Genomic DNA, 17794 nt, shown 5'->3' on the forward strand with positions numbered 1-17794 from the left:
TCTACTGCGAGCATCCGTCTCAGCGGAACGGCGGCGAATAAAGCAATCCGCCCTGCGTCCAGGGCTGGTTATAGCCGCGCTCAAAGCCGACAGGCGATCCCTTGCCGATGGTGCGATCAAAAATCTCGCCGTAATTGCCGAGGGTCTTGACGATATTATAGGCGAACTTGGGATCAAGGCCGATGGCTTCTCCGAGCGAAGGATCTGTGCCCAGGAAGCGGCTGATCGCGGGATCTTCGCTGTTCAGGAATGTGTCGACATTGTCCTTGGTAATGCCGAACTCTTCGGCCTGGATGGTCGCATAGACAGTCCAGTTGACAATCTCCAGCCAGCGGTCGTCGCCGGCGGCGATTGCCGGAGCCAGCGGTTCTTTCGACAGGCGTTCCGGGAGGAGGACATAGTCATCCGGTTTTGCCAGCAGCGTGCGTCTCAAAGCGAGGTCGGAAGCATCCTGCGTCAACGCATCCACCCGGCCAGACTCAAGTGCCTTCAAGAATTCATTGCTGTCCTCGATCGTCACCGGGGTGAATTTATGTCCAGTCTTGCGGAAGAAGTCAGCGATATTCAGTTCACCCGTCGTTCCACTTTGCACACCGATCGTCGCGCCGTCGAGTTCGCTGCCTTTGGTAACGCCGAGCGACTTGTTCACCAGTAACCCCTGCCCGTCATAGAAGATCGTCGGACCAAAATGGAAGCCGAGTTTGAAGGCGCGGGTGACCGTCTGAGTAACCCCGGAAAGCAAGATATCGAACTCACCCGACTGAAGTGCGGGCAGACGCTGTTGCGGCGACGACGATGTGAATTCAACCTTGTCGGGATCATTGAAGACAGTGATTGCCAGAGCCCTGCCGAACTCGACAAAGAACCCCTGCCACTTGCCGTTGCTGTCGGGCGCAAAAAATCCGGGCGACGTGCCCACACCGACCTTGATTGTGCCACGCTCCTTGATCTTGTCGAGCGTTGGCCCCGCCTGAACACCGTTGGCAAATAACGTTGCGATGGCCACCAGGCCTGCCGCTGCTGTTGCTCGCCATACCCTGTGGCGTCCGTTTTCTGTTCGCATTATCCATCTCTCCAGTTGGCAATTTTTTGACGGGTCAGACAAGTTTGGATCGTGCGATCCCCCGCGGTGCCCCGATCGATAGAGTAATGAAGTCACTGCCGGACAGGAGACATGGTTTTGCGATTGCAGCGTGCGACTTGCATTAACTTGCTCGCAAAATACGATAAAATCGATTTAATTTTTCACTTTAAAAAATACGTATAACTTTTATTTTTATCTGAACAAATGCCGTCCAAGAGTACTTGCTCTGAATTCTCAAGCGGCATGCGTCTTTAATATGTCCGTTCCTTCGCTCGCCATCAGGCAGCCTTCGGTAAAGTGGCTAATGTCCTTTTCAAAAGCCAGGTGGCCATAGATTTCCGGGTCGACGTTGACGTCAAAAAGAGCGGTATAGCCGGAACGGAGGTATAGCTGGGTGGCCTCCGGCTGGCGGAATCCCGTGGTGAGATAGATGCGGGAATAGCCCTGGCGCGCCGCTTGTGCCTCCAGCTCATAGACCACTTTGCGGGCCAATCCCTGCTGGCGCAGATCGGCATGGGTCCAGATGCGCTTCAACTCCGCTGTCCGGCCGTCATAACGCTTGAACGCACCGCCGCCGATGGTCTCGCCGTCGCGGATCAGCAGGAGAAAAGCGCCGTGCGGCGGGGCAAAATATTCGGCCGGGTAACGGCTGAGCTCATTGCGGGCCGGTTCGCCGAAATAATCGCCGTAGCGGCTTTCATATTCGTGGATCAAAGCCTCGATGAGCGGCTGGGAGCGCTCGTCGTCTGGAGTCGTGTAAACAAAGACATCAGTCATGATTGCCTCGTGCCGTTTAGAAATTCAGGATGGATTATTGGAGAGGTATTGCTCGGCCAGTTTGACCCAGTAGCGGGACGCCGGGCCGATGATCTCGTCGTTGAAGTTATAAAGCGGACTATGCAGAGGCGCGCTGTCGCCATTGCCGATGAAGAGGTAGCTGCCGGGAATTTCCTGCAGCATGAAGGCGAAATCCTCGCTGGCGGAAATCGGTCGGAACTCGTTCTCGACCCGTGAGGCACCGAAGTGGTCAAGCGCCACCTGCCGCGCAAATTCGGTCTCGTCCGGGTGATTGACGAGGACAGGATAGCCGCTCGGGTAGTCGATCTCGGCGGTTGCTCCGTAGCTTTCTGCCTGCGCCGTGGCCAGTGCCTTGATGCGGGCCCTGATCTTTTCGCGCACTTCCGAGCGAAAGGTGCGGACCGTCAGTTCGAGTTCGACTCTGTCGGGAATGACGTTCGGCGCGATGCCCGCATGAATGGTGCCAACTGTGATGACGGCCGCATCCAGCGGATCGATGTTGCGCGCGACGATGCTCTGCAGCGCCATGATCAGCGAGGCGCTGGCGACGACAGGATCAACTGTTTCCTGTGGCCGTGCTCCATGACCGCCCTTGCCGACAATGCGTATGGTGACCTTATCAACGGAGGCCATGGCGGGACCGGTGATGAAGCCGAACTGCCCCGCCGGCACGCCTGGCCAATTGTGCAGGCCGAACACCGCGTCACAGGGAAAGCGCTTGAACAGCCCATCCCTGATCATGCTGCGTGCGCCAGCGCCGCCCTCTTCCGCCGGCTGGAAAATCAGATTGAGCGTCCCGGAGAAATCGCGGGTTTCGGCGAGATAGCGCGCACTGGTTAGAAGGATAGACGTGTGGCCGTCATGCCCGCAGGCATGCATTTTTCCCGCATTGCCGCTGGCATAGGAAAGACCTGTCGCCTCGGCAATGGGCAGGGCATCCATATCGGCGCGAATGCCAAGGCGTCTGGTGCCGTTGCCGCTTTGCAGCGTTCCGACGACGCCGGTGCCACCAACGCCCCTGGTAACCTGATAGCCCCAGGCGCTCAGTCTGTCGGCAACGAGTTCGCTGGTCCGGTGTTCGTTATAGGCGAGTTCCGGATGGCGATGCAGGTCGCGGCGAAGCGCGACCGCCTCATCGAGATAGTCGCCGATCTTCGCTTCCGCGTCGTCCGCTTGTCGTCCCATCAGGCTGCATTCTCCTTGACGGCAGCACGTTCCGGTGCTGCTTCCGGTTGTCTCGCATAGCGGCTTTCGCGGAACGGGAGACCAAGGTTTTCCCGTAAGGTGGTGCCCGGCAAAACGGAACGGTGATGACCTCGCTCCTCAAGGATGGGCAGGACGAACTGGGTGAAATCATCGAGCCCGGCCGCCAGAATCTGAAAACCGAGAATGAAACCGTCAGCAGCTTCGGTCTCGATCCAGCGGATCAGCTCATCGGCGATCTTTTCCGGCGTGCCGGTGAACGCATTGCGCGGTGTTGTCACTTCCAGCGCGACCTCACGCAGGGTCTGGTTTTTCGCCTTGGCGTTGCGCTTGATGCGATCCGTCGTCGAGCGGAAATTATTCTTGCCAATATCACCTAGCTCGGGAAATGGAGCGTCGAGCGGGTAGGCGCTGAAATCGTGGTGATCGAAGAAGCGGCCGAGATAGGCCAGCGCCTCGTCGACCGTGACAAGATCGCGGATCTCGCGATATTTCGCTTCGGCTTCCTCTTCCGTGGAGCCGACGATGGGCGCGATGCCCGGGAAGATCAGCACGTCGCCGGGCTTGCGCCCATGCGCCACGGCACTCTCCTTGACGCGGCGGTAGAAGGTCTGTGCTTCCTCGATCGGCACATGATTGGTAAAGACGCCATCGGCGTGCTTGCCGGCAAGATCGATGCCGTCATCGGACGAGCCGGCCTGGAAAACCACGGGCTGGCCCTGCGGCGAGCGGCCAATATTGAGCGGGCCCTCCGAGGTGAAGAACCGGCCGTGATGGTTGAGCTTGTGCAGCTTGGCCTTGACGAAGAACTGACCGGTTGCGCGGTCGCGGATGAAGGCATCATCGTCCCAGGAATCCCACAGCCCCTTGACCACATCGAGGTGCTCTTCGGCGATATCGTAGCGCAGCGCGTGGTCAGGATGCTCGCGGCCGTAATTCTTGCCGGAGCCTTCCAGCGGCGAGGTGACGGCGTTCCACCCTGCCCGCCCGTTGCTGATCTTGTCGATCGATCCGAACTGCCGGGCGACGGTGAAAGGGTCGCTGTAGGACGTCGACAATGTGCCGACCAGACCGAGTTTCGAGGTTGTCGCGGCCAGTGCCGAAAGGATCGCGATCGGTTCGAAGCGGTTGAGAAAATGCGGAATGGATTTCTCGTTGATGTAGAGCCCGTCAGCGATGAAGGCGAAGGCAATGCCGGCGGCTTCCGCCTTTTGCGCCTGTTCCACATAGAAACGGAAGTTGACGCTTGCGTCTGGCGGTGAACTTGGATGCTTCCACGAGTTCATGTGGCTACCCGGGCCCTGCAGCATGATTCCGAACCGGACAGGTTTCTTGCTCATCTGAGAATCTCCTTGGTCATGCGGCCGCGGCGGCGAATTGTGCCTGCGCCAGCAGTTCGATCGATGCTAGCCGCTGTGCAGCATCGTTAATCGGGGTATCGATGATGAATTCGCGGATACCGTATAGCTCATGCAGACGGCCAAGCTCGCTGGCCACTTTTTCTGCCGAACCACGGATCACGTTCGCGACCTTGTTTTCAACGTGATAGTCACGCACTCCTGCCTGACGCACATATTCGTCGACCTGTTCCAAACTGCCGACCGTGACGCTTTGACCATTCCTCACATGGATCTTGAAATGTTGGAGATCACCCGCCAGCCGTTCCGCCTCGGCATCGGTTTCGGCAGCAACGACGCCAAGGGCCAGTAATGGTGCGCGCCCGGCAGTCTGCTCGCGGTAGGCAGCGAGTGTTTCCCTCAAGACTTCTTCATCTCCATTCAAGTGACTGGCAAACACGAAATCCCAGCCTTGCGCGGCGGCAAGTTCTGCGCTGTCGATACTCGCGCCAAGTAAGAAACGCTGTGGGGATACGGTCGGCCGCGGCGTTGCTTGTACTCCCGTAAGCGGGTGAGCGGACGGCAAGGTATTGTCGAGAAAAGCATTCAGCTGAGCCAGCTGCGCGGCGAAATCCTGCTTCTCGGGCCGGGGAAGCAATCCTTGGAGAGCGCGTGTCGAGAAGGGCAAGCCGCCGGGTGCTTTGCCCACGCCAAGATCAACCCGGTCAGAGCCAAGCGCTGCCAGAACGTTGAAATTCTCTGCCACCTTGTAGGGGCTGTAATGCTGCAGCATTACGCCGCCGGAGCCGATGCGGATTCGCGATGTATTGGCCAGCAGAAAGGCGATCAGAACTTCCGGCGATGAACTTGCGACGCGCAACGTATCGTGATGTTCGGCAACCCAGAAGCGGTGGAATCCCCACTGTTCAGCCTTTCGGGCTAAAGCAACAGTGCGTTTGAGGGCGGCGCTTGCCGTCTCTCCTTCGAATATCGGACTCTTGTCGAGCAGACTGAGCGAATAACTCATCTGGATAGCGGCCTCCATTGCATTAGGACGCGGTCCAGCCTCGATGCGGCGGGTGCGTCGTCTTGAGGCCGTAAGACTCCATCCAGAATCGATTTCGGTCAAAGAACAGATTGCTAAAATGACGCATCGGGTTGGAAATCCATTAACAGCGAGGTCGTTTTCGCAACTCGATAGCGAGCGGTTCTCGTCTAGTCCTAGCGAAGGACAGCTTGGCTCATTCTTCCGGACTGAATGACATTCGAGGCGTTGCAGGTGCGATTCTGAATCAGTGTTTACACATGGGCCTCATGTTTATTTTTTATATTTCGTTAGCGGACAAACCGCTTATTTCTATGGGCAGCTTTCCTGTAGGAATGACGTACCTCCTTATCCACGTCCCGGTTTCGTAGAGTAGCAAACGGCGTAAATCGTATGCCGCGCGGCCCGAGATTTCTTAACTTGGATGCCAAGGCCACACCAAAGATCGAACGATGGAGTTCTTAACTTGCCAGTCTCACCTCAATCCTTGCCCGTTCTCGACTTGAGACGGTTCGCACCGGATCATCCGGAACGCGACATCGCTCTCACGGAGTTGCGCGGCATCGCCCGAACGGTGGGCTTCTTCTATCTGGACGGACATGGCGTTCCCCAGAATCAAATCGACGGCATCCTCAGTCTTTCACGCCGTTTTTTCTCGCTGCCGGAAGCAGCCAAGCTCGAAATCGAGATGCGCAAGTCGTCCCATTTCCGCGGTTACAACCGCGCGGGTCTGGAATTTACCAGAGGAACGCAGGATTGGCGCGAGCAGGTCGACTTCGGCGCAGAACGGGAAAAGCCTGATATCAAGGCCGGCGACGCACCGTGGAAAAGGTTGATCGGGCCCAATCAGTTTCCGTCTGCTCTGCCCGAACTTAAACCAGCCGTCCTTGAGTGGATCAGCATTGTCACCAAGCTGGGTATTCAGGTCATTGAAATATTCTCCGAGGCGCTCGGTCAACGTCCCGATGTTTTCGAACCCATCTATCGCGAAGGCCCAAACCAGCTCTTGAAAATCATCCGCTATCCCGGTCGCGACAAGACGGAAACCGATCAGGGAGTTGGCGCGCACAAAGACGGTGGCTTCGTGACTATCCTCTTGCAGGACGTTGTCGGAGGACTTCAGGTAGACGACGGCAACGGTGGCTGGATCAGTGCGCCACCAAAGCGCGGGACATTCGTAATCAATGTCGGTGAACTCCTCGAATTGGCATCGAACGGTTATCTGCGCGCCAATATCCACCGCGTTGTGACACCGCCGGCAGGCGGAGATCGCCTTTCCGTTGCGTTTTTCCTTGGGGCCAACCTGGCATCAACGATTCCTGTATTGGACCTACCGGCCGAGTTTGCTGCCGAAGTCCGGGGTGTAACCCATGACCCGCTCAACCCTCTTTTCCATGAAGTCGGTCGCAACGCCCTAAAATCGCGACTACGGTCGCACCCGGACGTAGCCGCCGCGCACCATTCCGATCTTTTGGAGCAACAGAACGCCGCCGTTCCAGTCTGAGAAAGTTATCAGCGATCGACGCAAAGAACATTCAGACGTCCTTGAGAACATGAGCTCTAACGCCTGGCCTACTGCATTTTGATTGGAGAGTTGCTCCCCCAATCAGGCATTTTGCTTGGGCTATCGCGACTCGCGCTGATGGCGGAGATGTGTTCCGGACCTATGCCGCAGCACCCGCCGACGATAGTCGCGCCTTGTTCCACCCACCGGCCGACCCATTTCAGGTAGTTGTCCGGATCGAGATCCGCCCTGATTTCGGATATGCCCGCGTAGGGTTCGTCCGAAGGCGGTTCGGGCATAAAGGCATTGGCGTAGACGCCGAGACCTGCCGACGTATTTGACGATGCATCGATAACGCGGCGCGCCGCAAGAATGGCTTCGCTCATCACCTCAGGCTGACTGCAGTTGAAAAGAACAGCGTTTGCGCCTGCATCAAGGGTCACTGCAACAGCTTCCGCTACCGTTTCGCCTGACCGGAGTTCCGGCGGACCTGTCCGACCGTGCTCGTCCTTCAACGTATAGGACACGAAGATCGGAAGCCCACTATCCTTGACAACCGCGAGCGCCGTCAGGGCTTCCAAGGTGGAGCTTTGCGTTTCGATCAGCCAGACGTCGACGTGCGGAGCCAGACCTGCAACAAGGCTTGACAGAATGCGGGGTGCATCTTCGGCAATGAAATTGTCGGGCCGGTAGCTTTCAAAAAGCGGCGGCAAGGAACCCGCGACCAGCACGTTGTGCGGCGCGTTGTCCGCGACCTCACGTGCTAACCGGCCTGCCCTGTCAGCAAGCAGGCGGCCCTCATCCGCGAAGCGTTGCTCCCCGATCATGTGCGGCACCAAGCCGTAAGAATTGGTCGTGATGATCTCTGCTCCACTCTCCACGTAGGCAGTATGTGCCCGGGTCACAAACGAGGGCGCTTCGATCAGTGACAGTGCCGACCACTCCGGCAGGCGGAACGGAGCACCAAGGCGTTCGAGCAGGCGACCCATGCCTCCGTCCAGGATAGTGAAGCCAATTTGCTTATTAGTCATTTTTCCTCCGTCAAGCCCGCACAGTGAAATGGCCACGCCCGAATTTGAGTTCAAGCTTGTACTGCACGAGTTCGAGTGCAATCGAGAGCACCCAGTATATTGCCGCAGCGGTCAGCAGCATTTCCATATAATGATAGGTCGCCCGCCCGTAGGATTGGGCGAGAAAGTTCAATTCCCATAGGCCCATGATCGACACGAGCGACGAATCCTTCAGCATCGAGATAAACTGGGCTCCCGCCGGCGGTATGATGACGCGCATGGCTTGAGGCGCAACAATCTTCCAGGCAATCAGACGGCCCGACAGGCCAAGCGCCATCGCCGCCTCACGTTGCCCTAGCGGCACGGAGGTAATGCCCGCGCGTATCGTTTCTGCGAGATAGGCGGCGTAGTTGAATGACAACGCCAATATTCCCGATGTCAGTCCGGAAAGAATGATGCCGAACTGCGGTAGCGCCAGATAGATCAGCAGCACCTGTACCAGGAGCGGAGTGCCGCGGAAGAAAGAGGCGTAGAACGTCGCCACCCCAAACGCGACAGGATTGGACGACAAACGTCCTAGTGCCGTCAGCACCGCTACCAGCAAGGCAAACACCATCGAAACAGCTGTAATTAGCAGTGTCAGCATCATCCCCTGCAGAAACCCGTCAGGAGACAGATGCAAGCCGAGCATGAACGGCAGCTTCTGTCCGATCAAGCCGAAGTCGAGCCCGAAATGTCCGAGCGCGGTCCCGAGTAATACCAGAAGCGAACCCCAGGTAAGCCAAACCTTAAATCGGAAATTCGATGCGCTTGCTCCATGCGGAGACAGGAGCAATGCCGCCTCTCTTCCCTGCGCCGTCACGACGGACGTGGCTTCACTCGGCATATTTTGTGATGTCCACGTGGAACCACTTATGCGATATCTTCGCCAGCGTTCCGTCGGCTTTAAGTTCGGTAATTACGCGCTTGACCTCCGCATCCCATTCCGGATCGCCCTTGTCCGTCACCACGGCATTGGGTTCGGCAAAGAGCGGTTCTCCAAGCACTTTGATCTTGTGCGTGGCATCGATCTGGCCCTGGGCGGTGCCGAGCGAGGCGACGATTGCGTCAAGACGTACGCCAGGGCCGAGTGCCAGGTTCTGAAAGTTGACGGTCTCATCACCGGGAACTGCCTGAACATCGCTGAAAGGAAACTCGACGGGCGGTTTGCCCGGAATAACGAAGTTCCGGTTGACATAAGCCTCATAGGACGAGCCTGTACCAACGCCGACGCGCTTTCCTGAAATATCGGCAACCGACTTTATTTGATTTTCATCCTTGTTGACGACGAGCACTGCCGGAACGCTATAATAGACAACCGGGAAGTTCACGACTTTCGCGCGCTCCTCGGTTGGCGTGGCCGACGAAATCGCCACGTCCCAGCGCCCAGCCCACTTGCCGCTGATGATGGTTTCCCAGCCCGGGGTCTCCAGCTTCAGCTTTACGCCCAACCGGTCGGCAAAGGCTTTCGCGACGTCCACATCGAAACCATCGAGTTCGTTCTTGTCGTTGATATAGCCAAAGGGAGGATAGTCGTTGACCAGCACATCGACCACGACACCATTCTTGCGCACACGGTCCAGCGTCTCGCCGGCTAGAGCACTCGATGCCGAAAGGCCAGCGATCAAGATGCCGAGTTGTAGTGCAGATCCAAATTTGCGCATTATCCGTCAACCCCTTTTGGCTATGAAACTCCGATCAACAAGCAATCGGCTCAGTCATGAGTTGATAGGCATCTGCAAATTCCAATAGAAGAACAGATTTTCCAGAATGATTGAAGTTCTTGAAAAAGCTGTCTGATTGTCCAGAACAACGACACGAGCAAAACACGCCCTTTTGCCTTCATCCGTGCCCGAAGAGCTGCAGGAGCCGTCGCCGATTCTACGCTCCTTGCAGAAGTTCCAGATCACGGATCTGAGGCAACAGTGAATACCGAAGTCTTGGCGAAGCTAGAAATCCCCGGCTCTTCCCGATCAAAGAACTCTCTCAATTTTTCTAGCATTGCCACGTGATCTGAAACAGATTTCCTTCAATCACAACGCTCCACTCAATATCGTTAGATCAGTGTTGTTCGCCAATTCGGTGCAACCATCCGAGAGTCGGCGCAATCTTACCGGAGTGAGCGATGAACATAAGTGTAGTGAGGGAGCCAAGCGATCCTGGCGGCATTTCCAGCGCGCCCAAAAACGAGTTGATCCGCGTTGCCGGCGACCGCGATGCGCCCGCGTTGCTGGAACTTCTCCTCACTGCGTATGAGCCCCTTCGGGAAATGCAAATCCGCTTTTCCGCGACAACAGCCGATATCGAATTGGTACAGCGCACCATCAGACGTCACACGACCTTTGTTATCGAGCGCCACGGAACGATCATCGGAACTGTCTCAGTACGATTTCCCTGGCCGATGGGCGAAACCCATTTGACCAGCTACCCGTTCATCCACTGGTTTGCCGTGGCCCCGACGTTCAAGCGCCAGGCTGTCGGAACGACACTCCTCGATCATGTAGAGCTCAATTTTCTGCGCGATCAGATTAAGGCCCCCGCCGTTTATCTCGCTACGGCAACCCGCCATCCTTGGCTCGTGGGGCTTTACGAAAGGCGTGGATATGAAGGGTTCCACAAGCAAGTGAACCGGGGTGATGAGGTGCTCTACCTGCGAAAAATTCTCAACCCTGAAATCTATGACGACCTGGAAGTCCGCGAACACAAACACTTTGGCATCCATACCCCGACGGCGCTGCAAGCGTAACCGGCATCCGTGCGGCCACCATCTCGAACGAGGAAAACTGTGAATGCCTATGAACAGACATCGCCTGAGTCCAGCCGCAGCAGTGCTAGCTGTTTCTCTCTCGCTTTTGGTCACCTCGGACATCCGAGCAGATACGGCCGGATCACCGGTCGAAGGAGGATCATTGACTTGGGGTGTTGAGACCGAACCAGCAACACTCAATCCTCATCTCAACGGACAAGCCAAGACCAAACTGCTGCTGCGTAACGTGTTCGAGTCGCTGCTTGCCCGAACCGCGGACGGCGGTTACGTGCCCTGGCTTGCCACCGGTTACAAGATTTCCGATGACGGACAGACATATGTCTTCAACCTTCGCGGCGACGTAAAATTCAGCGATGGCACTAAGTTAGATGCTGGGGCGGTGGTAACGAACCTGGTCAAACTCAAGGACCCGGCTTACTCTGGGAGCATCAGCGCTGGGCCCATCTCTCACTTGGCAGAGGCTAAAGCCCTGGATGATCTGACTATCGAATTAACTCTCAAGCAGCCCTACGCGCCCTTCCTTGAATTTGCATCAAGTCTTGAGATTGTCTCGCCTGCGGCATTTGCCTCGACACAGATGAAGTCAGGCGGGCCTGGCGTTGCAGGTACAGGACCCTTTATCCTCGATCGCTACACCAAGGGTCAGGAAATCCATTTCGTCAAAAATCCGGACTATCGGTGGGCACCCTCGACGGCTGCCCATCAAGGTCCAGCCTATCTCGATGAAGTCACGTATCGCTTTCTGCCGGAATCGTCCGTGCGCACCGGGGCCCTCACGTCGGGACAAGTCGATTTGATAGAAGGAATTTCAGGAAACGATGCTTCGCTGTTCCGCGACAATTCCGAATTCAGCTATCAGAGCGCCTTGAACACAGGCACCCCCTATTCACTGTTCCTCAACTCGACTTTTGGGCCGACTGCGGATGTCAGGGTACGCAAGGCACTGATCGCCTCAGTCGACCTCAAGGCGGTACTGAAGTCGGTTTATCGCGGTGAACGAAAGCGGGCATGGGGAATTACCTCGCCGATCGACACGAAACTCTACGATGCCAGCATCGAGAGCAGCTACGGCAACGATCCAAAACTCGCTAATCAACTGCTCGACGACGCAGGTTGGACTGTACGTGACACTGGGGGTTATCGAAGCAAGGACGGCGAGCGACTGACAATCGAAATTGTGCAAGCGCAAGCCACGGTGCGCGACCAGCGCGATGTTTTATTGCTGGCATTGCAAGCTCAAGCGAAACAGCAGGCGGGCATTGACCTACGCATTGCCTATGTCGACGCCGGAACTTACGCCGACCGTCGTTCCAGCGGAAAATTCGGCTCCATTCCCAATTCAAGGACTCCGGCTGGGGATGGATATGACATCGAATATCATTACCTGCCAATCGATCAGGGTGGATCGGTTAATTACAGCCGCGCTGCAGCTCCGGAGCTTTTGAATTGGCTGCAGGCTGCGTCATCGACCTTGGATCAGAAGACGCGTTTTGACCTGTACGCACGCCTGCAGCGCTTCGCCATCATCGACCAGGGATATGCGCTGCCGCTTTATGTGCCTGACGACCAGATCGCCGCTGCCGTCGCGGTACAGGGCGAAGGGTTTCGCCCGTTCCACCAACTGCCCGAAAATGCCTACGACATCTGGTTGAAACGGTAGATCGAGGCCCAATTCAAAATCTCACTCTCATCTGCGTACAGGGAATTTCATCATGGACCTTATCAAACACTCATTCAGGCTCGCTGCGGCTACGTTTGCGGTCTCAGCTTTGGTTTTTAGTACTTTCAACGCCAACGCCGCAGCGGACGGTCCCCCAGTACAGGGCGGTTCGCTTATTTGGGGCGTCGAAACGGAACCGGCGACGCTCAATCCGCATCTCAATGGTCAGGACAAGACAAAACTGCTGCTGCGCAATGTCTTCGAAACACTCCTGGCACGAACCAAGGACGGTGGTTACCTGCCGTGGCTTGCAACTGGCTACAAGATTTCGGACGACGGCAAGACCTACACCTTCACACTCCGCGATGACGTTACATTCAGCAATGGAGAGAAGCTCGACGCCGCCGCAGTTGTGACAAACTTCACCAAGCTCAAAGATCCGGCCTATTCCGGCAGCGCCAGTTCAGGGCCAGTCTCCCGTCTGGCAGATGCCAAGGCATTGGACGAACGGACGGTCGAACTGAGCCTCAAGGAGGTCTATGCGCCGTTCCTCGACTTCGCGTCGGGCCTCGAAATCATTTCTCCCGCATCATTTGCCTCGCCCCAAATAAAGTCAGGCGGTACCGAGATTACCGGTACTGGTCCATTCATCCTTGACCGCTATGCGAAGGGTCAGGAGATACACTTTGTCAAGAATCCGAAATACCAATGGGCTCCCTCAACAGCGGCGCATCGGGGTCCAGCATATCTTGACGAGGTGACTTACCGCTTCCTCTCCGAGTCCTCAGTTCGTGCCGGAGCCTTGACGTCAGGACAGGTGAACTTGATTGAAGGCGTCTCGGGTAACGATGCCGGATTGTTTCGCGATGATCCCGAATACAGCTACCAAAGCGCCCTGAACACCGGAACACCCTATTCGTTGTTCCTCAATACCACCTTTGGACCGACACAGGATGTGAAGGTTCGTAAGGCTTTGATCGCCGCGATCGATGTCGATGCTGTCCTGAAGTCGGTTTACCGGGGGGAACGCACTCGTGCGTGGGGCATTACCTCGCCGGTTGATACGCAACTCTACGACGCGAGTATTGAGAAGAGCTATGGCAACGATCCCCAGCTCTCCAACCAGCTCCTCGACCAAGCGGGTTGGACCGCGCGAGACGCTGACGGCTATCGCACCAGGGACGGCCAGCGCCTGACGATCGAAGTGGTGCAGGCCCAAGCCACGGTCCGTGATCAGCGCGATGTGTTGCTGCAGGCGCTTCAGGCCCAGGCAAAACAGAAGGCGGGTATCGATCTGACGATTTCGTACGTCGACGCCGGCACATACACTGATCGGCGCGCTACCGGGAAATTCGGTTCCATTGCGAACTCCAATACACCGACCGATGGGATCGACATCGAATATCACTACCTGCCAATCAAGCAGGGCGGTTCGATCAACTACAGCCGTGCATCGGCTCCGGAACTGTTGGGGTGGTTGCGGGCAGCCGCCTCGACACTCGACCAGAAGAAACGTTTCGATCTCTACGCGCGCCTGCAGCGCTTCGCCATCATCGATCAGGCCTATGCTTTTCCGCTCTACGAGCCGGAAGATCAGATCGCCGCTTCCTCGCAGGTGCAGGGAGTGAGCTTCCGGCCCTTCAAGCAACTGCCGGAGAGCGCCTACGATGTCTGGCTTAGCAAGTAGCGTGCCTTATTGATCACACCGCTTCCGCCAATTCTATTGACGGGGATCCGTACTGGAGCAAGACATCATGACATTGGATAACCCAGCATTTATTGACGAGCTTCCATTAGGGTCCCCCAGCCGCATTGTTCGCTTCCGTCATTCGTTATGGTCGCGAGTACTGGGCCGCGTAGGATCAGGGGTTGTTGTCCTGTGGGCAGCAGTCACTCTGTCCTTTGCCAGTCTCCAGATAGCCCCTGGCAACATCGTCAACCTGCTGGTCGGTGACCAGCTTCCTACGCCTGAAGTGGAAGCGGCAATTCGTGCTGAATGGGGCCTGGATGAGCCGTTGATCGTCCAGTATCTGCGCTATCTGTGGCGGATTCTCCATGGTGATTTTGGTCGCTCATATGTCCTGCAAAGCGATGTTACGTCGTTGATATTGTCACAGCTTTGGCCAACCTTGAAGTTGACCAGTGCTGCCCTGGTTGTAGCCATTGTCTTTGCGGTCACCGCTGCTGTTCTCACTGCAGGGCGGCGCTGGCCGCGGCGTCTTGCGAGCGCGGCCGAGCTTGTGCTGGTCTCCACACCATCTTTTTGGCTCGGCATCGTCCTGCTTTTCGTTTTCAGTTTCACGCTCAAACTGTTTCCTGTCGCGGGCGATAAGAATTTTTCCTCGCTTGTGCTGCCCGCGCTCTCCTTGGGGTTGTCACTTGGTGCTGTTGTCAGCCAGGTCCTGCGCCAGGGACTTGAGAACGCCTTGGAGGAACCGTTTGCGTTGACGGTTCGCAGTTGGGGTTGCAGCGATTTAACGCTGCGGCTCAGGCACTGTTTGCGGCACGCGTCGCTTCCCGCAGTGACGTTAACTGGATGGCTGGTCGGTGGTTTGTTGAGTGGGGCGGTGATTACCGAACAGGTGTTCGGACGCCCTGGACTTGGCAAAGTGACCGTCGATGCGGTTCTTGGAAAGGACCTTCCGGTGGTCTTGGCTGTCGCGATCTTCTCCGCGTTGATCTACGTGGTGCTCAGCACCCTGGTCGACCTTCTCTATCTGTTTCTGGATCCGCGCCTGCGGACACGCAACCGCTGAGGATCCGACATGACCTTCCAAACGAGCGTCTCCCGGAAGCACCGCTGGCATGTACTTCCACTCCTGCTGAATAATGCTGGCCTGATCGCGTCGTTTATCTTTTTGGTGCTAGTGGCATCGGTAACGATCTCACCTGATTTGTTAAGTAGCTATGATCCGATCGCTGCCGATCCGATCCAGGCACAACTGCCGCCAACCTATGAGCATTGGTTTGGTACAGATCATCTCGGCAGGGATGTTTTCTCCCGAGTGCTCCATGGGGCACGTTATTCCCTGCTTATTGGCGTCAGTGCGATGTTGATCGCCGTTGTCGTCGGATCACTGCTTGGTCTGCTTTCCGGCCTTGCACGCGGGTTTGTTGACGAGATCATCACGCGTTTTCTTGACGTGGTCTCGGCGTTCCCTGACTTGCTGTTGGCCCTGGTTCTGATATCGTTCACGGGTCCCGGCACCTTCAACCTGATTTTCGCCCTTGGTGTCGCGTCCATTCCCCGCTTCGCCAGAGTCGTACGCGGCCAGACATTTGTTGTCGCCGAATCCGGTTATGTGGAACAAGCGAAGACGTTCGGCCTGTCACGCACAACATTAATCTGGCGTCACATCCTGCCACATGCGATCGAACAGGTCCCAATTCTGGCTACAATTGGCCTTGGAACCGCGATCATCAGTGCGGCGGGGCTCAGTTTTCTTGGTATGGGACCGCAGCCGCCCACCCCTGAGTGGGGAGCCATGCTGTCGGAAGGCCGCAACTATCTGCGCAACGCCTGGTGGATCGGCGTATGGCCCGGCCTTGCTATCACACTCACGGTTATCTCGGTAAGCGTGGTCGGCCGCAGATGGCAGGCGGCTTTTGAAGGACGGAGGCTGGTATGAACTCGCCCCGCCCCTTCCTCTATATCCGCAACTTGACCATTCGCTTCCCTGGCCCCAACGGCCCAACTGAAGTGGTACGCGGCCTTGACCTGACGGTATATCCCGGTGAGTCAGTCGCGCTGGTGGGTGAATCGGGTTCAGGCAAGTCCGTCACCGCCCGCGCTCTCATCGGACTGGCAGGAACTTACGCCGACGTTAAGGCCGACGTGTTCGAGATTAACGGCGAAGACGTTCTTCAGTATCGGGAACGCGACTGGCGTCGGCTCAGGGGCAGCAAGATCGGTTTCGTCCTGCAGGATGCGCTGGTATCCCTTGATCCGCTTCGCCGCATCGGACAGCAATTGTCGGACGCATTTGGCGAACGACAGGACCTGCCAGCCAAGTATGACCGCAGCCTCGATATTCTGCAATCCGTAGGCATCAAGGATCCCGAACGCCGTCTTTCCCAATACCCGCACCAGCTTTCGGGCGGCCTCAGGCAACGGGCATTGATCGCTACTGCGATTGCCCAACAACCGTCATTGGTGATTGCCGACGAACCTACAACCGCCCTTGATGTAACTGTTCAACGACAGGTTCTGGATCTTCTCAAACAACGACAGCGCGCCGGCAACACCTTGCTCATCATCAGCCACGATCTGTCGGTGGTCTCGCAACTTGCAGACCAAGTCTTGGTGATGAGGAATGGCGAAGTTGTCGAGCAGGGCAAAACAGCAGAGGTGCTTTCCGGGCCATCTCATCCCTACACCCGACAATTGCTGGATGCGATTCCCACAGCAAGCTCTCGCGGCTATCGTCTTTCACCAGTGGCGCTTGAACATTCCGACGAGATATCCCTCATTGCTCCTGCCGCCGCGCCCAATGTCAGAATTGCACTGCCCCAAAAACAAATAGACGCCGGACGCCATGTCCTGGTCGTTGATCGTCTGCAAAAACGATACGGGCGCAGCACCACCGGTCCGCTCGCGGTCAACAACGTCTCGTTTGAACTGGCAGCCGGCGAGGCACTCGGCATCGTCGGGGAGTCGGGATCGGGGAAAACAACGGTGGCCAAGATGGTCCTGGGCCTCGTCGATCCTGATGCGGGCAACGTATGGATCAATGGTCAGCCTTGGAGTCGAATGGATGAATCGCAGCGCCGACCCCATCGCGCCGGAATCCAATTGATCGCACAGGATTCTCTCAGTTCCTTCGATCCTCGCTACAATGTCGAGAAACTCATAGGCGAGAGCCTGGATGCCGTTGGGATCTTTGGCGACAACCGAAGACGCAGGGTACTGGAAGTACTGGATGCAGTGCGTCTGGGCCCTACCTTCTTAAACCGCCATCCACGCGAGCTATCCGGCGGTCAACGCCAAAGGGTTGCCATCGCGCGCGCTTTTGCACCACGGCCCCAGCTTTTGGTTGCTGATGAGCCCGTAAGCGCACTCGATGTTTCAATCCAGGCACAAGTGCTGGACCTGCTGGCCGAACTCCAGGCTGAATTCGGAGCGTCGTTGCTCTTCATCTCCCACGATCTGGGAGTAGTGCATCATCTCACGGACAAAGTCATCGTTATGAAAGCTGGCCAAGTGGTTGAAAGCGGCGACGTGGAGAAAGTGTTTGCGGGTCCCCGCCACAGCTACACGCAGGAACTATTAGCCGCGAGGCCCTCCTTGAATTGAACCCGCTTTCCCGACGCGCCCGGATTATGCGCGGCGTTCAACCACCGGAACCGT

At 56.9% G+C, this 17794-nt stretch carries 15 protein-coding genes; 7 read left to right on the forward strand and 8 right to left on the reverse strand.

What is annotated here, in order from left to right; all coding sequences use genetic code 11:
• Positions 1-19: 19 nt before the first annotated feature.
• From CU103_RS09225 to CU103_RS09245, 5 genes are all read right to left on the reverse strand, one after another.
• Positions 20-1063: an amino acid ABC transporter substrate-binding protein gene (locus CU103_RS09225; RefSeq protein ID WP_106663605.1), complete on the reverse strand. Its 1044-nt coding sequence runs from the start codon at positions 1061-1063 to the stop codon at positions 20-22.
• Between the two features lie 255 nt (positions 1064-1318).
• Positions 1319-1861, reverse strand: coding sequence for a GNAT family N-acetyltransferase (locus tag CU103_RS09230; protein WP_106663606.1), 543 nt, complete (start codon positions 1859-1861; stop codon positions 1319-1321).
• A 24-nt stretch (positions 1862-1885) separates the two neighbouring features.
• On the reverse strand, positions 1886-3067 hold the full coding sequence (locus CU103_RS09235) for a M20 aminoacylase family protein (RefSeq protein ID WP_106663607.1): 1182 nt from the start codon (positions 3065-3067) through the stop codon (positions 1886-1888).
• Positions 3067-4425, reverse strand: coding sequence for an LLM class flavin-dependent oxidoreductase (locus CU103_RS09240; protein ID WP_106663608.1), 1359 nt, complete (start codon positions 4423-4425; stop codon positions 3067-3069). Before CU103_RS09240 ends, CU103_RS09235 begins: the two co-directional genes overlap by 1 nt.
• Positions 4426-4441: 16 nt before the next feature.
• Entirely contained in the window at positions 4442-5449 is a 1008-nt protein-coding gene (locus CU103_RS09245; protein ID WP_106663609.1) for an LLM class flavin-dependent oxidoreductase, read from the reverse strand.
• A gap of 484 nt (positions 5450-5933) precedes the next feature.
• Between CU103_RS09245 and CU103_RS09250 the strand changes: the two genes are divergently transcribed.
• Positions 5934-6971, forward strand: coding sequence for an isopenicillin N synthase family dioxygenase (locus tag CU103_RS09250; RefSeq protein WP_170117006.1), 1038 nt, complete (start codon positions 5934-5936; stop codon positions 6969-6971).
• A gap of 68 nt (positions 6972-7039) precedes the next feature.
• On the opposite strand, the gene CU103_RS09255 is transcribed toward CU103_RS09250, so the two are convergent.
• Genes CU103_RS09255 through CU103_RS09265 form a run of 3 tightly spaced genes read right to left on the reverse strand, consistent with a single transcriptional unit; the run spans position 7040 to position 9684 of the window.
• Positions 7040-8002, reverse strand: a complete 963-nt coding sequence (locus tag CU103_RS09255) for a homocysteine S-methyltransferase family protein (RefSeq protein WP_106663611.1) — start codon at positions 8000-8002, stop codon at positions 7040-7042.
• Between the two features lie 10 nt (positions 8003-8012).
• A complete protein-coding gene (locus CU103_RS09260; RefSeq protein ID WP_106663612.1) occupies positions 8013-8867 on the reverse strand; it encodes an amino acid ABC transporter permease in 855 nt (284 codons plus the stop codon).
• Positions 8857-9684 (reverse strand): transporter substrate-binding domain-containing protein, encoded by an 828-nt coding sequence (locus CU103_RS09265; RefSeq protein ID WP_106663613.1) that lies wholly within the window; start codon positions 9682-9684, stop codon positions 8857-8859. Before CU103_RS09265 ends, CU103_RS09260 begins: the two co-directional genes overlap by 11 nt.
• Before the next feature lie 461 nt (positions 9685-10145).
• Here CU103_RS09265 and CU103_RS09270 point away from each other — a divergent pair, with 461 nt between their 5' ends.
• The 6 genes from CU103_RS09270 (at position 10146) to CU103_RS09295 (ending at position 17740) form a co-directional block, all read left to right on the forward strand.
• Positions 10146-10766, forward strand: coding sequence for a GNAT family N-acetyltransferase (locus CU103_RS09270; protein WP_106663614.1), 621 nt, complete (start codon positions 10146-10148; stop codon positions 10764-10766).
• 43 nt (positions 10767-10809) lie between these two features.
• Complete coding sequence (locus CU103_RS09275) at positions 10810-12447, forward strand: ABC transporter substrate-binding protein (RefSeq protein ID WP_245448685.1); 1638 nt, start codon at positions 10810-10812, stop codon at positions 12445-12447.
• Positions 12448-12499: 52 nt separating this feature from the next.
• A complete protein-coding gene (locus CU103_RS09280) occupies positions 12500-14134 on the forward strand; it encodes an ABC transporter substrate-binding protein (protein WP_106663616.1) in 1635 nt (544 codons plus the stop codon).
• Positions 14135-14201: 67 nt separating this feature from the next.
• Positions 14202-15203, forward strand: coding sequence for an ABC transporter permease (locus tag CU103_RS09285; RefSeq protein ID WP_106663617.1), 1002 nt, complete (start codon positions 14202-14204; stop codon positions 15201-15203).
• A 9-nt stretch (positions 15204-15212) separates the two neighbouring features.
• Positions 15213-16076, forward strand: coding sequence for an ABC transporter permease (locus tag CU103_RS09290; protein WP_106663618.1), 864 nt, complete (start codon positions 15213-15215; stop codon positions 16074-16076).
• A complete protein-coding gene (locus CU103_RS09295) occupies positions 16073-17740 on the forward strand; it encodes a dipeptide ABC transporter ATP-binding protein (protein ID WP_106663619.1) in 1668 nt (555 codons plus the stop codon). Before CU103_RS09290 ends, CU103_RS09295 begins: the two co-directional genes overlap by 4 nt.
• The last annotated feature ends 54 nt before the right edge of the window (positions 17741-17794 follow it).

Source organism: Phyllobacterium sophorae (genome assembly GCF_003010965.1).
In the GTDB taxonomy this organism is placed as follows: Bacteria; Pseudomonadota; Alphaproteobacteria; order Rhizobiales; family Rhizobiaceae; genus Phyllobacterium; species Phyllobacterium sophorae.

What these genes read in the sequence shown, in the direction of transcription:
- CU103_RS09230 (WP_106663606.1), bottom strand. Translation starts at nt 1,861, where the DNA reads ATGACTGATGTCTTTGTTTACACGACTCCAGACGACGAGCGCTCCCAG.
- CU103_RS09270 (WP_106663614.1), top strand. Translation starts at nt 10,146, where the DNA reads ATGAACATAAGTGTAGTGAGGGAGCCAAGCGATCCTGGCGGCATTTCC.
- CU103_RS09240 (WP_106663608.1), bottom strand. Translation starts at nt 4,425, where the DNA reads ATGAGCAAGAAACCTGTCCGGTTCGGAATCATGCTGCAGGGCCCGGGT.
- CU103_RS09290 (WP_106663618.1), top strand. Translation starts at nt 15,213, where the DNA reads ATGACCTTCCAAACGAGCGTCTCCCGGAAGCACCGCTGGCATGTACTT.
- CU103_RS09295 (WP_106663619.1), top strand. Translation starts at nt 16,073, where the DNA reads ATGAACTCGCCCCGCCCCTTCCTCTATATCCGCAACTTGACCATTCGC.
- CU103_RS09235 (WP_106663607.1), bottom strand. Translation starts at nt 3,067, where the DNA reads ATGGGACGACAAGCGGACGACGCGGAAGCGAAGATCGGCGACTATCTC.
- CU103_RS09245 (WP_106663609.1), bottom strand. Translation starts at nt 5,449, where the DNA reads ATGAGTTATTCGCTCAGTCTGCTCGACAAGAGTCCGATATTCGAAGGA.
- CU103_RS09280 (WP_106663616.1), top strand. Translation starts at nt 12,500, where the DNA reads ATGGACCTTATCAAACACTCATTCAGGCTCGCTGCGGCTACGTTTGCG.
- CU103_RS09285 (WP_106663617.1), top strand. Translation starts at nt 14,202, where the DNA reads ATGACATTGGATAACCCAGCATTTATTGACGAGCTTCCATTAGGGTCC.
- CU103_RS09225 (WP_106663605.1), bottom strand. Translation starts at nt 1,063, where the DNA reads ATGCGAACAGAAAACGGACGCCACAGGGTATGGCGAGCAACAGCAGCG.
- CU103_RS09260 (WP_106663612.1), bottom strand. Translation starts at nt 8,867, where the DNA reads ATGCCGAGTGAAGCCACGTCCGTCGTGACGGCGCAGGGAAGAGAGGCG.
- CU103_RS09275 (WP_245448685.1), top strand. Translation starts at nt 10,810, where the DNA reads ATGCCTATGAACAGACATCGCCTGAGTCCAGCCGCAGCAGTGCTAGCT.
- CU103_RS09265 (WP_106663613.1), bottom strand. Translation starts at nt 9,684, where the DNA reads ATGCGCAAATTTGGATCTGCACTACAACTCGGCATCTTGATCGCTGGC.
- CU103_RS09255 (WP_106663611.1), bottom strand. Translation starts at nt 8,002, where the DNA reads ATGACTAATAAGCAAATTGGCTTCACTATCCTGGACGGAGGCATGGGT.